The sequence below is a fragment of the Citrobacter sp. RHBSTW-00570 genome (assembly GCF_013739755.1).
GTDB lineage: Bacteria > Pseudomonadota > Gammaproteobacteria > Enterobacterales > Enterobacteriaceae > Citrobacter > Citrobacter braakii.
In genome coordinates this window covers 21,101-38,582 of record NZ_CP056401.1, presented here as the reverse complement: position 1 = coordinate 38,582, position 17,482 = coordinate 21,101, and the positions used below count along the sequence as shown (strand labels likewise).

16 protein-coding genes, 1 tRNA gene and 4 pseudogenes are annotated in these 17,482 nt (G+C 49.3%); 16 read left to right on the top strand and 5 right to left on the bottom strand.

Going from position 1 to position 17,482, the window contains the following annotated elements; all coding sequences use genetic code 11:
- Nucleotides 1-143 precede the first annotated feature (143 nt).
- From HV237_RS26385 to arsC, 6 genes and pseudogenes are all read left to right on the top strand, one after another.
- A pseudogene (locus HV237_RS26385) lies at nt 144-224 on the top strand (C-type natriuretic protein); the annotation flags it as partial.
- A gap of 271 nt (nt 225-495) precedes the next feature.
- A complete protein-coding gene (gene arsR / locus HV237_RS25325) occupies nt 496-849 on the top strand; it encodes an As(III)-sensing metalloregulatory transcriptional repressor ArsR (RefSeq protein ID WP_001114073.1) in 354 nt (117 codons plus the stop codon).
- A gap of 47 nt (nt 850-896) precedes the next feature.
- A complete protein-coding gene (arsD, locus tag HV237_RS25320; RefSeq protein WP_000783215.1) occupies nt 897-1,259 on the top strand; it encodes an arsenite efflux transporter metallochaperone ArsD in 363 nt (120 codons plus the stop codon).
- 17 nt (nt 1,260-1,276) lie between these two features.
- Entirely contained in the window at nt 1,277-3,028 is a 1,752-nt protein-coding gene (gene arsA, locus HV237_RS25315) for an arsenite efflux transporter ATPase subunit ArsA (protein WP_001556710.1), read from the top strand.
- A gap of 48 nt (nt 3,029-3,076) precedes the next feature.
- Nucleotides 3,077-4,366: an arsenite efflux transporter membrane subunit ArsB gene (gene arsB / locus HV237_RS25310; protein ID WP_000922630.1), complete on the top strand. Its 1,290-nt coding sequence runs from the start codon at nt 3,077-3,079 to the stop codon at nt 4,364-4,366.
- Nucleotides 4,367-4,378: 12 nt separating this feature from the next.
- Entirely contained in the window at nt 4,379-4,804 is a 426-nt protein-coding gene (gene arsC, locus HV237_RS25305) for a glutaredoxin-dependent arsenate reductase (protein WP_000065758.1), read from the top strand.
- A gap of 30 nt (nt 4,805-4,834) precedes the next feature.
- Here the strand turns inward: arsC and HV237_RS25300 are convergent.
- Both HV237_RS25300 and HV237_RS25295 read right to left on the bottom strand, forming a co-directional pair.
- Nucleotides 4,835-5,128, bottom strand: a pseudogene (locus HV237_RS25300) (ArsA-related P-loop ATPase); the annotation flags it as partial.
- Nucleotides 5,129-5,247: 119 nt separating this feature from the next.
- Nucleotides 5,248-5,820, bottom strand: coding sequence for a recombinase family protein (locus HV237_RS25295; RefSeq protein WP_001556711.1), 573 nt, complete (start codon nt 5,818-5,820; stop codon nt 5,248-5,250).
- 163 nt (nt 5,821-5,983) lie between these two features.
- On the opposite strand from HV237_RS25295, the gene HV237_RS25290 reads away from it, so the two are divergent.
- The 3 genes from HV237_RS25290 (at nt 5,984) to HV237_RS25285 (ending at nt 10,081) form a co-directional block, all read left to right on the top strand.
- Nucleotides 5,984-8,992: a Tn3 family transposase gene (locus HV237_RS25290; RefSeq protein WP_136374471.1), complete on the top strand. Its 3,009-nt coding sequence runs from the start codon at nt 5,984-5,986 to the stop codon at nt 8,990-8,992.
- 48 nt (nt 8,993-9,040) lie between these two features.
- On the top strand, nt 9,041-9,259 hold the full coding sequence (locus tag HV237_RS26295; protein ID WP_249415312.1) for a C-type natriuretic protein: 219 nt from the start codon (nt 9,041-9,043) through the stop codon (nt 9,257-9,259).
- Between the two features lie 747 nt (nt 9,260-10,006).
- A tRNA-Asn gene (locus tag HV237_RS25285) sits at nt 10,007-10,081 on the top strand.
- Between the two features lie 292 nt (nt 10,082-10,373).
- Here the strand turns inward: HV237_RS25285 and HV237_RS25280 are convergent.
- Nucleotides 10,374-10,760: pseudogene (locus tag HV237_RS25280) on the bottom strand (hypothetical protein); the annotation flags it as partial.
- Between the two features lie 72 nt (nt 10,761-10,832).
- On the opposite strand from HV237_RS25280, the gene HV237_RS25275 reads away from it, so the two are divergent.
- Nucleotides 10,833-11,995 (top strand): IS3-like element ISSen4 family transposase gene (locus HV237_RS25275; RefSeq protein WP_249415311.1). Its coding sequence is split into 2 segments (ribosomal slippage): nt 10,833-11,091 and nt 11,091-11,995, totalling 1,164 coding nucleotides; the frame shifts between segments, so codons are not numbered across the junction.
- Here HV237_RS25275 and HV237_RS25270 read toward each other — a convergent pair.
- Together HV237_RS25270 and HV237_RS25265 are read right to left on the bottom strand one after the other, a co-directional pair.
- Nucleotides 11,961-13,048 (bottom strand): IS3 family transposase gene (locus HV237_RS25270; protein WP_095661766.1). Its coding sequence is split into 2 segments (ribosomal slippage): nt 11,961-12,796 and nt 12,796-13,048, totalling 1,089 coding nucleotides; the frame shifts between segments, so codons are not numbered across the junction. The genes HV237_RS25275 and HV237_RS25270 overlap by 35 nt on opposite strands.
- 133 nt (nt 13,049-13,181) lie before the next feature.
- Nucleotides 13,182-14,387 (bottom strand): annotated as a pseudogene (locus tag HV237_RS25265) (hypothetical protein); the annotation flags it as partial.
- Between the two features lie 240 nt (nt 14,388-14,627).
- Between HV237_RS25265 and phoH the strand changes: the two are divergent.
- The 6 genes from phoH (at nt 14,628) to HV237_RS25235 (ending at nt 17,358) form a co-directional block, all read left to right on the top strand.
- A complete protein-coding gene (gene phoH, locus HV237_RS25260; RefSeq protein ID WP_130715034.1) occupies nt 14,628-15,401 on the top strand; it encodes a phosphate starvation-inducible protein PhoH in 774 nt (257 codons plus the stop codon).
- Nucleotides 15,402-15,410: 9 nt separating this feature from the next.
- Nucleotides 15,411-15,614, top strand: a complete 204-nt coding sequence (locus HV237_RS25255) for a hypothetical protein (RefSeq protein ID WP_130715033.1) — start codon at nt 15,411-15,413, stop codon at nt 15,612-15,614.
- A gap of 15 nt (nt 15,615-15,629) precedes the next feature.
- Entirely contained in the window at nt 15,630-15,989 is a 360-nt protein-coding gene (locus HV237_RS25250) for a Gp49 family protein (protein WP_130715032.1), read from the top strand.
- Nucleotides 15,989-16,234, top strand: coding sequence for a GrxA family glutaredoxin (locus HV237_RS25245; RefSeq protein ID WP_130715031.1), 246 nt, complete (start codon nt 15,989-15,991; stop codon nt 16,232-16,234). Before HV237_RS25250 ends, HV237_RS25245 begins: the two co-directional genes overlap by 1 nt.
- A gap of 95 nt (nt 16,235-16,329) precedes the next feature.
- Nucleotides 16,330-16,938, top strand: a complete 609-nt coding sequence (locus HV237_RS25240; protein WP_165501434.1) for a hypothetical protein — start codon at nt 16,330-16,332, stop codon at nt 16,936-16,938.
- A 9-nt stretch (nt 16,939-16,947) separates the two neighbouring features.
- On the top strand, nt 16,948-17,358 hold the full coding sequence (locus HV237_RS25235) for a type II toxin-antitoxin system YafO family toxin (protein WP_042863510.1): 411 nt from the start codon (nt 16,948-16,950) through the stop codon (nt 17,356-17,358).
- The last annotated feature ends 124 nt before the right edge of the window (nt 17,359-17,482 follow it).

The following is a 17,482-nucleotide window of genomic DNA, read 5'->3' as shown; positions in this document are numbered from 1 at the left end:
CCATACATCCTATTATCTTTTGCTGGGGGCGTGGCCCTCGGCTTCAGTATCTGTCGCGACCTGGTCAGGCAGGAACTGAAAACCAAAACGCTTCGCATCGGTAAGCGTCTGTATCGGGTTGTTCACGAGACGGGAGTGCGGAAATGAGCAATTTGACCTCTTTCGACTGGTGGCTGGCAACCTACCTTGTGGCGGCCGGCTTCGGATATGCCTTTTACACGGGGTCTGAGGGCCAATGGAACGAAAACGTACGCTAAGGAAATAACCAATTGTTATAATTGATATTATTCATTCTTCTCTATGAACTGAAAGCCCGCACTAAGCAATGTTTTAGCCTCAAATGACTTTTTTACCTACCCAACTAACGTAACGATCGCACATCAGGTCGTTTTTCAACCGCATAGTGACACCTGCACTCACATGCGAGAAAACACATATGATTTTGACTTCTTGTTTTGGTGGAGAGACAATACCCATTCATAGCAGGAGTACATAATGCCAGAAATTGCATCCCTACAACTTTTCAAAATACTATCTGATGAAACCCGCCTGGGTATCGTGCTACTGCTCAGGGAGATGGGGGAGCTGTGCGTATGCGATCTCTGCACAGCGCTGGAACAATCACAACCCAAGACCTCCCGCCATCTGGCGATGCTTCGGGAAAGTGGCCTGTTGCTGGATCGCAAGCAGGGGAAATGGGTTCATTATCGCTTATCCCCGCATATTCCTTCCTGGGCTGCCCTGGTGATTGAGCAGGCCTGGTTAAGTCAACAGGACGACGTACAGGCCATCGCCCGTAAGCTGGCATCGGCCAACTGCTCTGGCAGCGGTAAGGCTGTTTGTATCTAAAAATTTTGCCTGTACATATATGTTTTTACGAATATGAGGTGTTAAAGATGAAAATGTTAACGGTGTTTGATCCGGCGATGTGCTGCAGTACCGGCGTTTGTGGTTCAGATGTCGATCAGGTTTTGGTCAATTTTTCTGCTGATGTGCAGTGGCTGAAAGGGCGTGGGGTTCAGATCGAACGTTATAACCTGGCGCAGCAGCCTATGAGCTTCGTTGAGAACGAAAAAGCGAAAGCATTCCTTGAGGCTTCTGGAGCTGAAGGGCTTCCGCTGCTGTTGCTTGATGGTGAAACGGTGATGGCCGGGCGATACCCAAAACGCGCTGAACTGGCTCGCTGGTTTGGTATACCGCTGGAAAAGGTGGGTTTAGCTTCCACCAGTTGCTGTGGTGGTAAAACTTCCTGTTGTTGAGTATGTCAGGAGGACATATGAAATTCTTAGAGAATATCCCGTCTTACCTGTTTTTCACCGGTAAGGGAGGTGTAGGCAAAACTTCGATTTCCTGCGCAACGGCTATACGTCTGGCTGAACTGGGAAAGCGTGTTCTGCTTGTCAGTACCGACCCGGCTTCCAATGTCGGTCAGGTATTCGATCAGACTATCGGTAACACTATCCAGCCCGTGACTGCTGTGTCTGGTCTTTCGGCTCTGGAGATTGACCCGCAGGACGCCGCCCAGCAATACCGCGCCAGAATCGTTGACCCTATTAAAGGTCTTTTGCCTGATGACGTTGTTAACAGCATCAGTGAACAGCTTTCAGGAGCTTGTACGACAGAGATCGCTGCATTCGACGAGTTTACTGGCTTACTGACTGACGCTTCTCTGCTGACCCGCTTTGATCACATCATTTTTGATACTGCCCCAACTGGCCACACTATTCGCCTTCTTCAGCTTCCCGGAGCCTGGAGCAGCTTCATCGAAAGTAACCCGGATGGTGCTTCCTGTCTTGGTCCAATGGCTGGGCTGGAAAAACAACGCGAGCAATATGCTCATGCGGTTGAGGCATTATCCGATCCTGAACGAACTCGCCTTGTGCTGGTCGCGCGATTGCAAAAATCAACACTGCAGGAAGTCGCTCGTACTCATGACGAATTATCAGCTATTGGCCTTAAAAATCAGTATTTAGTCATTAACGGTGTCCTGCCTGCGAGCGAAGCAGAACGTGATGCACTGGCCGCTGCAATATGGCAACGGGAGCAAGAGGCGCTGGCAAATCTTCCTGCCGGGTTATCTGATTTGCCGACAGACAACTTATACCTGCAGCCGCTGAACATGGTTGGTGTATCCGCATTGAAAGGCCTGCTCAACGAACACGCTGAGATAACATCGCTTCCTGAACAAAGCCCACAGAACAAGCCAGAGAATATGTCGTTGTCTGTCCTGGTTGATGATATCGCCCGCAGTGAACACGGTTTGATTATGCTGATGGGCAAAGGTGGTGTGGGCAAAACCACAATGGCTGCGGCTATCGCCGTCAGTCTGGCGGATAAGGGTTTTGATGTGCATCTCACCACCTCAGATCCTGCTGCACATCTCAGTACAACGCTCAATGGCAGCCTCAAAAATCTGCAGGTCAGCCGAATCAACCCTCACGATGAAACTGAACGCTATCGTCAGCATGTTCTTGAGACGAAAGGCAGGGATCTGGATGAGGCTGGGAAACGGCTGCTCGAAGAGGATTTACGTTCTCCTTGCACAGAAGAGATTGCGGTGTTCCAGGCGTTTTCACGCGTAATTCGTGAAGCTGGCAAACGGTTTGTGGTCATGGATACGGCACCTACCGGGCATACGCTATTACTGCTTGATGCTACCGGGGCTTATCACCGTGAGATTGCCAGGAAGATGGGGGATAAAGGTCATTTTACCACTCCGATGATGCAGCTTCAGGACCAGGAACGTACCAAAGTTTTGCTGGTCACTCTGCCTGAAACCACACCTGTACTGGAAGCGGCAAACCTGCAGTCCGATCTTGAACGTGCGGGGATTCATCCCTGGGGCTGGATTATCAATAACAGCCTTTCGATTGCACAGACGCAATCGCCGCTGCTTTGCCAGCGCGCCCTACAAGAGCGTCCTCAAATCGAGGTTGTGAAAAACCAGCATGCAAGCCGCATAGCGTTAGTACCGGTAATGGCTGCAGAGCCCACTGGCATCGAGAAACTCAGAGAGCTGGTTGTTTAATTTTTTTTGTATATACAGGGCGGCAAAGCCGTCCTGTCTGGAGGATTTATGTTACTGGCAGGCGCTATTTTTGTCCTGACCATCGTTTTGGTTATCTGGCAACCGAAGGGATTAGGGATCGGCTGGAGTGCGACGCTGGGCGCGGTACTGGCGCTGATCTCTGGCGTAGTCCATTTTGGTGATATCCCTGTAGTGTGGAATATTGTCTGGAATGCGACGGCGACCTTTATTGCCGTGATTATTATCAGCCTTCTGCTCGATGAATCGGGCTTTTTCGAATGGGCGGCGCTGCACGTTTCACGTTGGGGTAACGGTCGCGGGCGTTTGCTGTTTACCTATATCGTTTTGCTCGGCGCAGCGGTGGCGGCACTGTTTGCCAACGATGGTGCGGCATTGATTCTGACGCCAATTGTTATCGCCATGCTGCTTGCATTAGGTTTCAGCAAAGGCACTACGCTGGCATTTGTCATGGCCGCCGGGTTTATTGCCGATACGGCCAGTCTGCCGCTTATCGTGTCCAACCTGGTTAACATCGTTTCTGCAGACTTCTTTGGGCTGGGTTTCACTGAGTATGCGTCGGTAATGGTGCCGGTGGATATCGCAGCCATTATCGCCACGCTGGTGATGCTGCATCTGTTCTTCCGCAAAGATATTCCGCCAACTTACGACCTGGCTCTCCTGAAAGCACCGGCAAAAGCGATTAAAGATCTGGCAACCTTCAGAACCGGCTGGATAGTGTTGATCCTTCTTCTGGTTGGCTTTTTCGTCCTTGAGCCGTTGGGTATCCCGGTCAGTGCGATTGCTGCTGTAGGGGCTGTCATTCTGTTTGCGGTGGCGAAGCGAGGCCATGCCATTAACACTGGCAAAGTGCTTCGCGGTGCGCCATGGCAGATCGTCATATTCTCTCTGGGAATGTATCTGGTGGTCTATGGTCTGCGTAATGCCGGACTAACAGAATACCTCTCCGGTGTGTTGAACGTGCTGGCAGATAAAGGACTTTGGGCCGCGACGTTTGGTACTGGCTTCCTGACGGCTTTCCTCTCTTCCATCATGAACAATATGCCTACCGTGCTGGTTGGTGCTCTCTCTATTGATGGCAGCACTGCAACAGGCGTTATCAAAGAGGCGATGATTTTTGCCAACGTGATTGGCTGCGATCTTGGACCGAAAATTACACCTATTGGTAGCCTGGCAACGTTGCTCTGGCTGCATGTCCTTTCACAGAAGAACATGACCATCACATGGGGATACTATTTCCGCACCGGGATCGTCATGACTCTGCCTGTGCTGTTTGTAACGCTGGCCGCGCTGGCGCTACGTCTCTCTTTCACTTTGTAATGAGATACTGATATGAGCAACATCACCATTTATCACAACCCAGCCTGCGGCACGTCGCGTAATACGCTGGAGATGATCCGCAACAGCGGTATCGAGCCGACCGTTATTCTTTACCTTGAGACTCCACCTTCACGCGATGAGCTGCTCAAACTCATTGCGGATATGGGCATTTCCGTCCGGGCTTTGCTGCGTAAGAACGTCGAGCCGTATGAGGAACTGGGTCTTGCAGAAGATAAATTTACTGACGACCAGCTCATCGACTTTATGCTACAGCATCCGATTCTGATCAACCGTCCGATCGTAGTGACGCCACTGGGAACTAAACTTTGCCGTCCTTCAGAGGTTGTTCTCGATATCCTTCCAGATGCCCAGAAAGCGGCTTTCACCAAGGAAGACGGTGAAAAAGTCGTTGATGATTCAGGTAAAAGACTGAAATAAAGACGAAGGGGGCATTTGCCCCCTTCATTATTACTTCGCCATTTCTTCCAGCAGGTCAATACCAACCGGCTCTTCGCTCTGTAGCGCTGTTAATGCAATACGCTTTGCATACTGCTCTTCCACATCAGAGATGAGAGGCAGCTCGCGGTTCGCCCTGATCTTCAGGAAAGGCGAAGACGGTTGAGCAGCTGCCAGGCTGTTATTAACGACCCATGCCCACGGCTCGATGCCAGCTCGGCGTAGATCCTGCTGCAGGTTAGCGGCTTCCAGTACAGGTGTCGTTTCGGCAAGCGTCACGATAATCACCTTCGTCTTCTCCGGGTCTGCTGCTTTTTCGCTATCACCTGTCTTCGATGTCAGAAAGCGAGAGAATTCGGCTTCATGCTGTCGCCAGAACACACTCATGCAATTGTTGAATGCCTTTACATCACTCATGTTCGTCCTCAAATTTTGCTCAGATTAACCCGGCTCTCATCTTCCAGAATTTTATAAACAGTGGAACGGGCAATACTGAGCCGGCGGGCAATATCTGTTGCACCAGTTCCCTGCTGATGAAGTGCCAGTACACTATTTCTGTCGATGATGCGCTTTCGGCCAAACCGGATACCTTTCAGCCTGGCCTCCTGCCGTCCTTCGTTCGTACGCTCCAGAATCCTCCTGCGTTCGGCCTGGGCTACAGCTGAAAGAATGGTCACAACCATTTTCCCCATTTCACCGTCGGTGCTGATCCCGTCGTCTATGAATCGGACCGCGACTCCCTGAGCGTCGAATTCTTTTATCAGTTGGATCATATCGGCAGTGTCGCGGCCAAGCCGGTCGAGTTTCTTCACCAGGATGACGTCACCTTCCTCCACCTTCATTCGCAGCAGATCCAGTCCTTTCCTGTCGGTAGAACTGCCGGATGCTTTGTCGGTAAATATGCGACTGGCTTTCACCCCCGCCTCTTTAAGCCCCTTGATCTGAATATCGAGGGACTGCTGGCTTGTTGATACCCGTGCGTAACCAAAAAGTCGCATAAAAATGTATCCTAAATCAAATATCGGACAGTGGGTGTCTGTTATAACAAAAAATCGATTTAATAGACACCTAGACAACACCATTTTAGTGTGTCCGAGAATTTATAATATTTCGGACGGTTGCGAAATTGTTAATTCATGACCATCAGGCAGGGAGGCCGGTATGCCCGTCGATTTTCTGACCACTGAGCAGGAACTGAATTATGGTCGCTATGTTGCAGAACCCAATGACGTGCAGCTGGCGCGCTATTTTCATCTTGATGAGCGGGATCTTGCCTTCATTAACCAGCGGCGGGGAAGGCATAACCGGCTGGGAATTGCGCTTCAGCTCACCACCGCCCGTTTTCTGGGCACCTTTCTGACAGACTTAACCCGGGTTCTGCCAGGTGTTCAGCAATTTGTCGCGGTGCAGCTTAATATTCGCCGTCCAGAAGTCCTTACCCGCTACGCAGAACGGGTTACCACCCTCAGAGAGCATACTGCGCTGATTAAGGAATATTACGGTTACCATGAATTTGGCGATTTCCCCTGGTCTTTCCGCCTGAAGCGCCTGCTGTACACCCGCGCATGGCTCAGTAATGAGCGACCCGGCCTTATGTTTGATTTTGCCACCGCGTGGCTGCTTCAGAATAAGGTCCTGCTGCCCGGAGCAACCACACTTGTACGTCTCGTCAGTGAAATACGCGAACGGGCAAATCAGCGGCTGTGGAAGAAACTGGCCGCGTTGCCGGACAGCTGGCAGACCGCCCGCGTGACGGAGCTTCTGGACATTCCTGAGGGGCAGCGTACTTCACCGCTGGAGCAACTGAAAAAGGGACCGGTCACCGTCAGCGGCCCGGCATTTACCGAAGCGCTGGAGCGGTATATCCGGCTGCGAAACCTGGAATTTTCCCGACTGAATTTTACCGGTCTGCCTGCTATACAACTGCGTAATTTGGCCCGTTACGCAGGCATGGCGTCGGTAAAATATATCGCGCGAATGCCACAGCAGAGAAAACTGGCCGTACTCACAGCATTCGTTAAAGCGCAGGAGACTGCGGCGCTGGATGAGGCCATTGATGTGCTCGATATGCTGATACTGGATATCACTCGTGCGGCGAAGAAAACGGGGCAGAAAAAACGGCTCAGGACGCTTAAAGATCTTGATCGTGCTGCGCTAATATTGGCGCGGGCATGTTCATTGTTGCTGGATGAACAGGCTGACGATGCTGAACTGAGGGAGACCATATTCAACAGCATACCGAAAAGCAGGCTGGCAGAATCCGTCTGCAAGGTAAATGAGCTGGCCCGGCCTCAGAACAACAATTTCCATGACGAAATGGTGGAGCAGTACGGGCGGGTAAAGCGCTTTCTTCCGGCGGTATTGCGCGACCTGCATTTCCAGGCAGCGCCAGCCGGAGAACATACGTTGTCCGCCATTCATTATCTGACCGAACTGAACTGCTCGAAAAAGCGCATCCTGGACAATGCGCCTGAACATATTATTACCGGCCCCTGGAAACGCCTGGTATACGATGCGGAGGGCCGGATACAGCGTGCCGGTTACTCGCTTTGTCTGCTGGAGCGCCTTCAGGATGCACTACGTCGAAGGGACATCTGGCTCGAAAACAGCGATCGCTGGGGAAATCCCCGCGAGAAGCTGTTGCAGGGGGAAGAATGGCAGGCTCAGCGGGTCCCCGTTTGCCGGGCGCTGGGACATCCCACTGATGGACATAAAGGCGTGCAACAGTTGGCGGTCCAGCTAGATGAAACCTGGAAAACCGTCGCATCCCGCTTTGAAGGAAATGCGGAGGTTCATATTTGCCATGACGGTAAACATCCTTCCCTGACTATCAGCAGCCTGGAGAAACTGGAGGAGCCAACATCGTTGCATCGTCTCAACAGTCGGGTAAGGCTGCTACTCCCGCCAGTAGATTTGACGGAACTGTTGCTTGAAATAGATGCCAGAACGGGATTTACACGTGAGTTTACGCATGTCAGTGAATCCGGGGCCCGGGCACAGGATCTGCACATCAGCCTGTGCGCGGTCCTGATGGCAGAGGCCTGCAATATCGGGCTGGAACCGCTGATAAAGCACAATATACCGGCGCTGACGCGCCACCGGCTTAGCTGGGTAAAACAGAATTACCTCCGGGCAGAAACGCTGGTCAGCGCCAATGCCCGCCTGGTTGATTTTCAGTCCACACTGGAGCTTGCTGGCCGCTGGGGTGGTGGCGAAGTGGCTTCAGCTGATGGCATGCGCTTTGTCACGCCGGTGAAAACCGTCAATTCAGGACCTAACAGAAAATATTTTGGTTCCGGACGTGGCATCACCTGGTACAACTTCGTCTCTGATCAGTACTCTGGATTCCACGGCATCGTTGTCCCCGGCACATTACGAGATTCCATTTTTGTGCTGGAAGGCCTTCTGGAGCAGCAGACAGGGCTGAATCCGGTTGAGATCATGACAGACACAGCCGGTACCAGCGACATTATTTTTGGCCTCTTCTGGCTGCTGGGATACCAGTTTTCCCCCCGGCTTGCCGATGCCGGTGAAGCGGTATTCTGGCGAGTGGATAAATCGGCAAATTACGGTGCACTGGACGAACTGGCACGTGGTTGTGCCGATCTGTCGAAAGCCGAGGATCAGTGGGATGAGATGATGCGAACCGCCGGTTCGCTGAAACTGGGCACCATTCATGCTTCAGAACTCATTCGCTCTTTGCTGAAAAGCTCGCGCCCATCAGGGCTGGCACAGGCGATCATGGAAGTGGGGCGCGTCAACAAGACGCTGTACCTTCTTAATTATATTGATGATGAGGATTATCGTCGGCGGATCCTGACGCAGCTAAACCGGGGGGAAGGCCGCCATGCTGTGGCGAGGGCGATCTGCTACGGGCAGCGCGGTGAGATCAGAAAGCGCTATCGTGAAGGTCAGGAAGATCAGCTGGGGGCACTGGGCCTGGTCACTAACGCAGTGGTACTGTGGAACACACTTTATATGCAGGAAGCCCTGAGCTGGATACGCAGTAATGGAGAAGAAATCGGGGTTGAAGATATCGCCCGGTTGTCCCCACTGATGCACGGGCATATCAATATGCTGGGGCATTATACGTTTACGCTACCGGAGGATATTTTGAAGGGGGAACTGAGAGAACTAAATTTCAATTTAAACAATGAATTAACTTCTTAGCGTACGTTTTCGTTCCATTGGCCCTCAAACCCCTACACTGGTCAGTTAATCGTAAAGCTACTGCTGATCAGATTTGCCAGCCATAAACGCATAGATGACGGTCTGTGGCGCCTGGGTTCTCTGCTGGAGACTCACTACGGCGAACTGAAGGAGAACGAAACTATCACTATTCAAGCGAAGCGTTTTACGGCCATCATCACTAGAACGCCGGAACAGAAGGTGAGCTTGGTCAAAAAGATAGCAACTGAACGAGTCACAGAAAAATAAGTATTTACTTACTTATCTGTTATGTATAAGATTCATTTGTTTTCGTTGAGACGCGACTGTTTGAACGTTAAATATAACTGCAAACGAAGATACGTACCTGGCAGTAGCCTAAGAAGCCAAACACCAGCGAGGTCAGTTTCCAGCCTCGTCACCGAAATGGGACACACTGAGCGAGTGTGATTGTAGAACGCAGGATAGGGCATGTTGCACCACCCATGCCCTATTCGATGAAGTAACAGGATGGGCGGTTGGTTTCCTCATTCCATTCCATCATCCCGGTTTCAGCCAGCTGACCGTCCATCCTGTTACGTCATTTCCATTACTTATGTCGTTTAATCTTGGGTTAAAAGCGGCGACGTAACCCGGCTGGCTTGGTTAGCCAGCGCACAACGTTGAGGTCACTGTTTTTCTTTTAATCATACAGGTGATTCCACAGAGCTGTAGTGACTGATCAATATGTTGGGTCGAACATAAATCGGTTCAGTGGCCTCAACGTTGTGAAAGCAGGATTCTTTAACCCTCTGGTGAAATCATTGTTGCCTATGTAGCCCCTGGTTCCACAACATGGATGATTCCATACATCCAATAAGATCGAAGAGTCTGGCGGCCGTCAACCGCCGAGAAGGATTCCAGATCTTCGCTCTATGTGAGCGAGCCATAAGCCTCGTCTGGCACTAACGTAAAGTGCAAGTTGCGGGAAAGTTCTTGGTTGCCTGGTTGTCCATGAACAAGTACCGCCGCGAAAATGATGGTGTAGCTCAGTGGTAGAGCGGTTGACTGTTAATCAACTGGTCGGTGGTTCGAGTCCACCCACCATCGCCAACATAGCGCTGAACGGTTTGGAGTTCGCCACCACCGTCCGAACGGAAAGACTCCGCAAAATGTCGCCAGACCGTTCAGCGCTGTGATAGACACGGCAGACGTTCTTAACCATTGCTTCTTAGCATCGTAGCAACACTTTTTTCAGCGCAAATAATTAAAGGGGCTTCGGCCCCTTTTGTAAGATTAGCAAAAAAGAACAATATTACTTGAAAAAAAAGACAAAGTTAGTCAATTTCATTTAATAACACCAATGTCATAATCGAGGACCTTGCTCCTCTGCTTAATTAAACCATTACCTGTTAAGTTTAATTTGAATAGCCAATTCTATCTTTTCTCTGAATTTTTTTGCATTTCCCTGTAAGTAAGGGTCCATTCGTTTGAATATCGATAGAAGCTTCCTACGATATGTTAAACTTGTAGAGTTAAATTCCCCCGTTGTTGTGTGTATCAATAATGCCTCACCTATATCATTAATCTGCCTTTCTTCGAGCCTGGTGTAACAGGTGACAACCATCTGTAATATGGATACTTTTGAGTACCCCTTCAATTTCAGGCTAGGAATAACATGCTCTAACATAGAGCCTAATACTTTCGTCGCTTCCTTAGGGATATACCTACTATCCTCCTTAGAATTATTAACTGTTTTTATATATGAACTTTGTTCTGCCCAATCTATAGCATGACCTGCTCCCCGTTGATTAGTACACCCCGATGTTAGTAATGTCTTCATAAGCCACATGAGGACATCCCCATGAAGAAGCGTTTTTCCGACGAACAGATCATCAGTATTCTCCGCGAAGCCGAAGCTGGGGTACCCGCCCGTGAACTCTGCCGCAAGCATGCCATTTCCGATGCCACGTTTTACACCTGGCGTAAGAAGTATGGCGGTATGGAGGTGCCTGAAGTTAAGCGCCTGAAGTCGCTTGAGGAAGAGAACACCAGACTCAAGAAGCTGCTTGCCGAAGCCATGCTGGATAAAGAGGCGCTTCAGGTGGCTCTTGGGCGAAAGTACTGACGACAGACCAGAAGCGGGAAGCCGTGATGTTGATGTGTGATGCGACCGGTCTGTCGCAACGTCGTGCCTGCAGGCTTACAGGTTTATCCCTGTCGACCTGCCGCTATGAGGCTCACCGTCCGGCTGCTGATGCGCATTTATCAGGGCGCATCACTGAGCTGGCACTGGAGCGCAGGCGTTTTGGCTACCGTCGTATTTGGCAGTTGCTGCGCCGTGAAGGGCTTCATGTTAATCATAAGCGCGTGTACCGGCTTTATCACCTCAGTGGCCTGGGCGTAAAACGCAGAAGACGTCGTAAAGGGCTGGCAACAGAACGTCTGCCGCTGCTCCGTCCGGCGGCGCCCAATCTGACCTGGTCGATGGATTTCGTCATGGACGCACTTTCCACCGGTCGCAGGATCAAGTGTCTTACCTGCGTCGATGATTTCACAAAGGAATGCCTGACGGTCACTGTTGCCTTTGGGATTTCAGGCGTTCAGGTCACGCGTATTCTGGACAGCATTGCACTGTTTCGAGGCTATCCGGCGACGATAAGAACTGACCAGGGGCCGGAGTTCACTTGCCGTGCACTGGATCAATGGGCCTTTGAGCATGGTGTTGAGTTGCGCTTAATCCAGCCGGGCAAGCCAACGCAGAACGGATTTATTGAGAGCTTTAACGGACGATTTCGCGATGAATGTTTGAATGAGCACTGGTTCAGCGATATCGTTCATGCCAGGAAAATTATTAATGACTGGCGGCAGGATTATAACGAATGCCGCCCGCACTCCACGCTGAATTATCAGACACCGTCTGAATTTGCAGCGGGCTGGAGAAAGGGTCATTCGGTAATACCCCCATTTTTGACGGAGGTGATAAGTAGAATCAGGCCATGCGTTGAATATGTTGCATCGGCGTGAAACCATTCAACGCCATATTTGGTCGTTCATGATTATAAAACCATTGCCACTGCGTGGCATAGTTCTGCAATTCATCCAGTGATGTAAACAGGTGTTGCCCCAGCCAATCATAGCGTACCGTACGGTTGTAACGCTCAATATAGGCATTTTGCTGCGGATTGCCGGGCTGAATAAAGTTAATCTGGATGCCCCTGTCATTAGCCCATGATATCAACGTGTTACTGGTATATTCTGGTCCATTATCACATCGTATTGCTATGGGTTTACCTTTCCATTCAATGAGCTGTTCCAGCGTTCGCACAACTCGGTTTGCCGGCAGAGAAAAATCGACCTCTATTGCCAGTGCCTCACGGTTAAAATCATCGATAATATTCAGCAGACGGACTGAGCGACCATCTGATAATTGATCGTGCATGAAGTCCATCGACCAGCATTCATTACTGTTTTTAGGTACCGTCAGCGGTTCGGGCTTATCCCGTTTCAGTCGTTTTTTCGGCTTTATTCGCATGTTCAGCGATAACTCGCAGTAAATTCGGTACACCCTTTTGTGGTTGAACTTAAAGCCTTTTACGTTACGCAGATACAAAAAGCACAGGCCAAATCCCCAGTTGCGCTGATTGCCAGTGATGCGGAGCAACCAGTCGGCAATAATGACATTTTCTTCATTCAACTGAGGCTGATAGCGATAGCAACTTTCGCTGACAGCAAACAACTGGCAGGCAAAATGTATGCTGACGCTTCGACTCCTGACTGCGTCCTGTGCCATCTGCTTTCGATGCGATGGCTTCACCACTTTTTTGCCATAGCCTCCTGAATGATCTCGGCTTTTAGTCGTTCTTCGGCATACATCTTTTTAAGGCGGCGGTTTTCATCTTCCAGCTCTTTCAGACGGGCCATCATGGAGGCATCCATCCCGCCAAAGCGTGAGCGCCACTTATAGAAACTGGCGCTACTCATGCCATGCTCGCGGCACAATTCAGCCACCGGCGTTCCTGCTTCTGCTTGCTTGAGGATGGCCATGATCTGGCTGTCGGTAAAACGTGATTTTTTCATAGAAATCTCCCGGTTCAGATTACGAGAAAATTCTACTTATGAACACACCGGCTTTTCGGGGGGATTACCATTCTGAGAATGAAGATTCCGACGTTACTAACTGAGTGTTGTATCTAATCGTGGGGGCAGGTCAAGCAATACCGAATAGGCGACATAGAAGATAGTGATATGGTGTTTGATGTTCTGCGATTGAGTCAATACTCTGAACTTTCATTTGATATAATATTTTTTCAGCAAAGTGTTTGAAATAATGCAGCCAAAGATGATCTTGCAATCTTTGATGAATACCTTGATGCACCATAATTTCGAACATTGTTATTCCAGAATTAATAGGACAACTAAATCTACTTTGCTCACGGTAAGAGCCAAGGGGCTTGTTTAGTATTTCTGATAACTTACTGTCTTCATCTAAACGCCAGCAAACAGATTCACCTATAGCTCTATATATGCCACTTTTACTTGCATACACTGAGTCGGCAAAGAAAAAGTGAAGCAAGCGGTTGGTTTCAGGTATCGCAAGACGTCCTCCAGTACATGTATTTTGGTTATTTTTAAGTTCTACATAAAGACGACTACCAGGTGAGTCAAGCAGCGAATTAATAAATCTATCAATGAAATCAGAACGAACGACCTCATCAGCACCAATAAGCCTCAAACAAAAATGAGGATATGCAAGTGAAAGATGCCTTGTAAGATCAGGAGAAGTTAGTATATTCAGCAAAACCTCTCGGGCTTTATCACTGGCTTCATAATTTGATGATAGCTTTTTACGCAAAGGACTTAGTAGGGAATATAGACCTTTCACCAAGACATTTCGTTCTTTGGGTTCTTCTCCATTCAATAACGCATTTCGATCGGAGCCGCCATATAGCTTATCAATCCATTGAACAATAAGGTTCGGTTTTCCATTAGCAAGGGATATTATTTCGTCTAACTGAGGCTCAACTAACAATACTAACTCATCATATTTTTTGGTAAGATGTAAACTCTCAATTAGCTCAAGAAATAGTGTTATTTTACCTCGATTTAATGTTGGCGATTTTAGCCGAATGAAAAGATATGAGGCAGCCAAGAGAAACAATAGATATACTGCACTCGAACTATCCAATCCCCATATCCACGGTCCGAAACTGTAATACAGTCCAACTTGTCTTAATGCAGGTGCAAAAACCAAATAATTAGCTAGTATAAAAATCAGCCCAATGATTAGTAGGTCCCACCGAGTCATACAAAAACGAAATCGCAGTCTGCTGGTAGGAGTAATTATTGCCCATACGGCAGCGATCACTCCAAGTATAGTGAGTAAATTAGTGGTATCTATTTTGGCTGGTATCGTCATAATAATTTCAGTATTCCTTTAGTAGACGCACTGGCAAGCTTAAACTGTATCACATGACCGCTTCATAGTAGTCATGATTGAAGCAAAGCGCCTATCCTATAATAACTAAAAAAACTTTATTTTCCCCCTTTAATACCGTAAAAAACTTTGTTGAAGTCATTCTGATAGGTAGGTACACACTTATCTTTTTTGTGTTTCTAATGTATAGTACTTTCAGTTACTCACTTGAAAGGACTCAATATGGGAAACAAACGTAAACAGACGCGTCGCGCAGCTCGTCAGGCTCTGAAGTCAAAACCACGCATCCACGGCTACGAAATTGACACAATCATTGTTGACGAACTGGCTGCCGCCCCTGCTCTGCCTCCGAAACCGAAGCGCGACAACTCTCCTCTCGAAGCGCGAAACGAGGCCCAGGCCCACTATCTCATCTCCCTCGATACCAAAACGCTAACGTTCGCCACAGGCGAAGCTGGCTGCGGCAAAACGTACCTGGCAGCTGCCGTCGCAGCGCAGCGTCTGCTGGATAAGGAAGTCGGGAAGATCATCGTGACGCGTCCGGTATTGCAAGCAGAAGAAGATCTGGGCTTCCTTCCGGGCGACATGAGCGAGAAGTTCGCTCCGTTCTTCCGGCCCGTCTATGACGTGCTACAGAAGCGTTTGGGTGGCTCGTTCCTTGAATATTGCTTAAAGCCAGAGGTGGCCAAAGTAGAAATTGCCCCCTTCGCTTACATGCGTGGGCGCACATTCGAGAACGCTGTAGTCATTCTGGATGAGGCGCAAAACGTTACAGCGTCACAAATGAAAATGTTCCTGACCCGTATGGGCGAGAACGTAACCGTCATTGTGAACGGAGATGTGACGCAATGCGACCTGCCAGGCAATGTTAAGTCTGGTCTGGAAGATGCACTGGAGCGTTTTAAACCTTCCTCCCATGTTGGCCTTATTGAGTTTGCGACCGAAGACTGCGTGCGTTCTGAGCTATGCAAAGTCGCACTGGAAGCCTATCAGTAAGGAAAGCCAATGACCAAAGAGTACCTGCCACACCAGAAACGTGTCATGGATGAACACGAAGAACTGTGTAGCCGCATAAAAGAACTGGAGGCATACATTGCCGGCGACGAGTTTGCTCGCCTGCTGTATGTCGACCGCATCATCCTCATTAAGCAGCTGGACACGATGAAGGCGTATGACCTGATTCTTCGTGCCCGGATCGCTCAGTTTTAACGTAAGGAAACCAAAATGACCGATATGGATATCGAAAAAGAGATTGTGGCCAAAGGCAAAACGGCCGCGCGTGTTACCCCGGAACGCATTGAAGCTGTTATCTCAGGCGAGTTTTACTTTACCGGCGCGGACGGATATCGCAGCTCACCGTTGTGGCTGAAGCAGGAAGAGCCTGAACCGGCCCCGCTCGAACTGCTGACCTTCTGCGTTCTTGTGCTGGAGAACGGCTACACCGTAACCGGCGAGTCTGCGTGCGCCAGCCCGGAGAACTTTGATCCGGAGATCGGACGTAAAATTGCACGCCAGAACGCGATTGCCAAAATCTGGCCCCTGGAAGGCTATCTTCTCAAGCAGCAGCTGCACGAGGTGAAGTGATGAAGGTCGTTATCTACGGACGGGATAATTGCTCATACTGCAAACGTGCGGTCGAGCTGGCGAAGCAGCTGCACGGCCACGACTTTGGTGATTACGAATACATCGATATTGTGTCTGCCGGGATCGACAAAGAGAAGTTAAGCGACCTGGTTGGCAAGCCGGTGGAAACCATACCGCAGGTGTTCGTAAATGGTGAACCTATCGGCGGCTATACAGAATTTGCTGCTTTTGCGAGCACTCTGTAATACAATACGGCTCCTTTTGGGGCCGTTTATTATTTGTCGCTTTCATCAACACAGCGTACACTTAGTTACGAGCCATTGAGTAGTTAAGAGGTTTTATGCGTTTAGAAAATTGCCTGGAAGATATGAGTGTCATTAGCAATGCCCTTGCTACTGTGACCTCTAACGCTTCGCGCTTTTCAAATGCAAAGCCTAAAGCTAAATCTGGGCGTGTCTTTATTGAGCCGCTTGGATATCGACGCTTCCGTGGCACGGTGAAGCACTCTGCAAAATTCGCAGGATTCAAAGAACAAACCTATGTGAGAACCGCAGGTATCCCTGTTCAGGAGAACGGCGATGCCGCACAGCTGGCAGAGATCGAAAGCAAGCTCGCAGAATTGACGGCGAAACACGTTCGCCTGGCTAATGCCATCTCTGGATGGAAAGCGGAAAAGATTCGCAGCAGCTTCGGTGAAAGCCGTTACGAAGAACTGAAGAACGTTGACCTGACCATTCGTGGTTTGGAGGGATTCGTTAACAAGTTGATTCGTGACTCTGAGCAACCTCATCCATACTTGAAGCGCCTGAGCGATTCTGTAACTGAGTATCGTTTGGCTATCTCTGATCTGCTATTGATTTTAAATCAGTGTTTTAACGACGTAGACGTCATCGAATCGCAGACTGGCCTCATTGATGAGGACGTCTTCGCCAACTTCTCATTCCATTGAGGTTGAACGATGAAGGTCACATGGAACAGTGATAGTTACGCCCAATTTTTACAGCCGACCTTCGATATAAAGCCTGACTTAAAGATCACGTTACTCGACGATTTCACGTCGCTTAAACAAGGCATGTGCCCAGCCGTATTCGGCAAAGATGGCCCGTATACGGCTCCGGGTGCTATCGTGTCCTCCCGCGTTTATCACGTTCATCTCTTGTTCACGAAGCAAGAACGAACCAGCAGCCGCAACAGATTCAATTGCACAAGCGACCGCGCACTCGTTTACAGTCAACATGCACATTTCCAAGATGTGTATAGCCTATTGGCAATCTTCCCTAACAACGCACATCAGTATGCGAAAGATCCAAAAATTATGGCCGATATCGCTGCATACGCCGCTGCATTTCAAGCGCTCACTAATCCGTGACAATCACGCTAATAAAACCTCAGAATTTAAATTTCCGCCCTTTAATGATTCCATACCTAGTAAGTATGGAATCATTGTACAAAACAGGCTATTTTATGGTTGATCATACAGAAACTTATGCCTA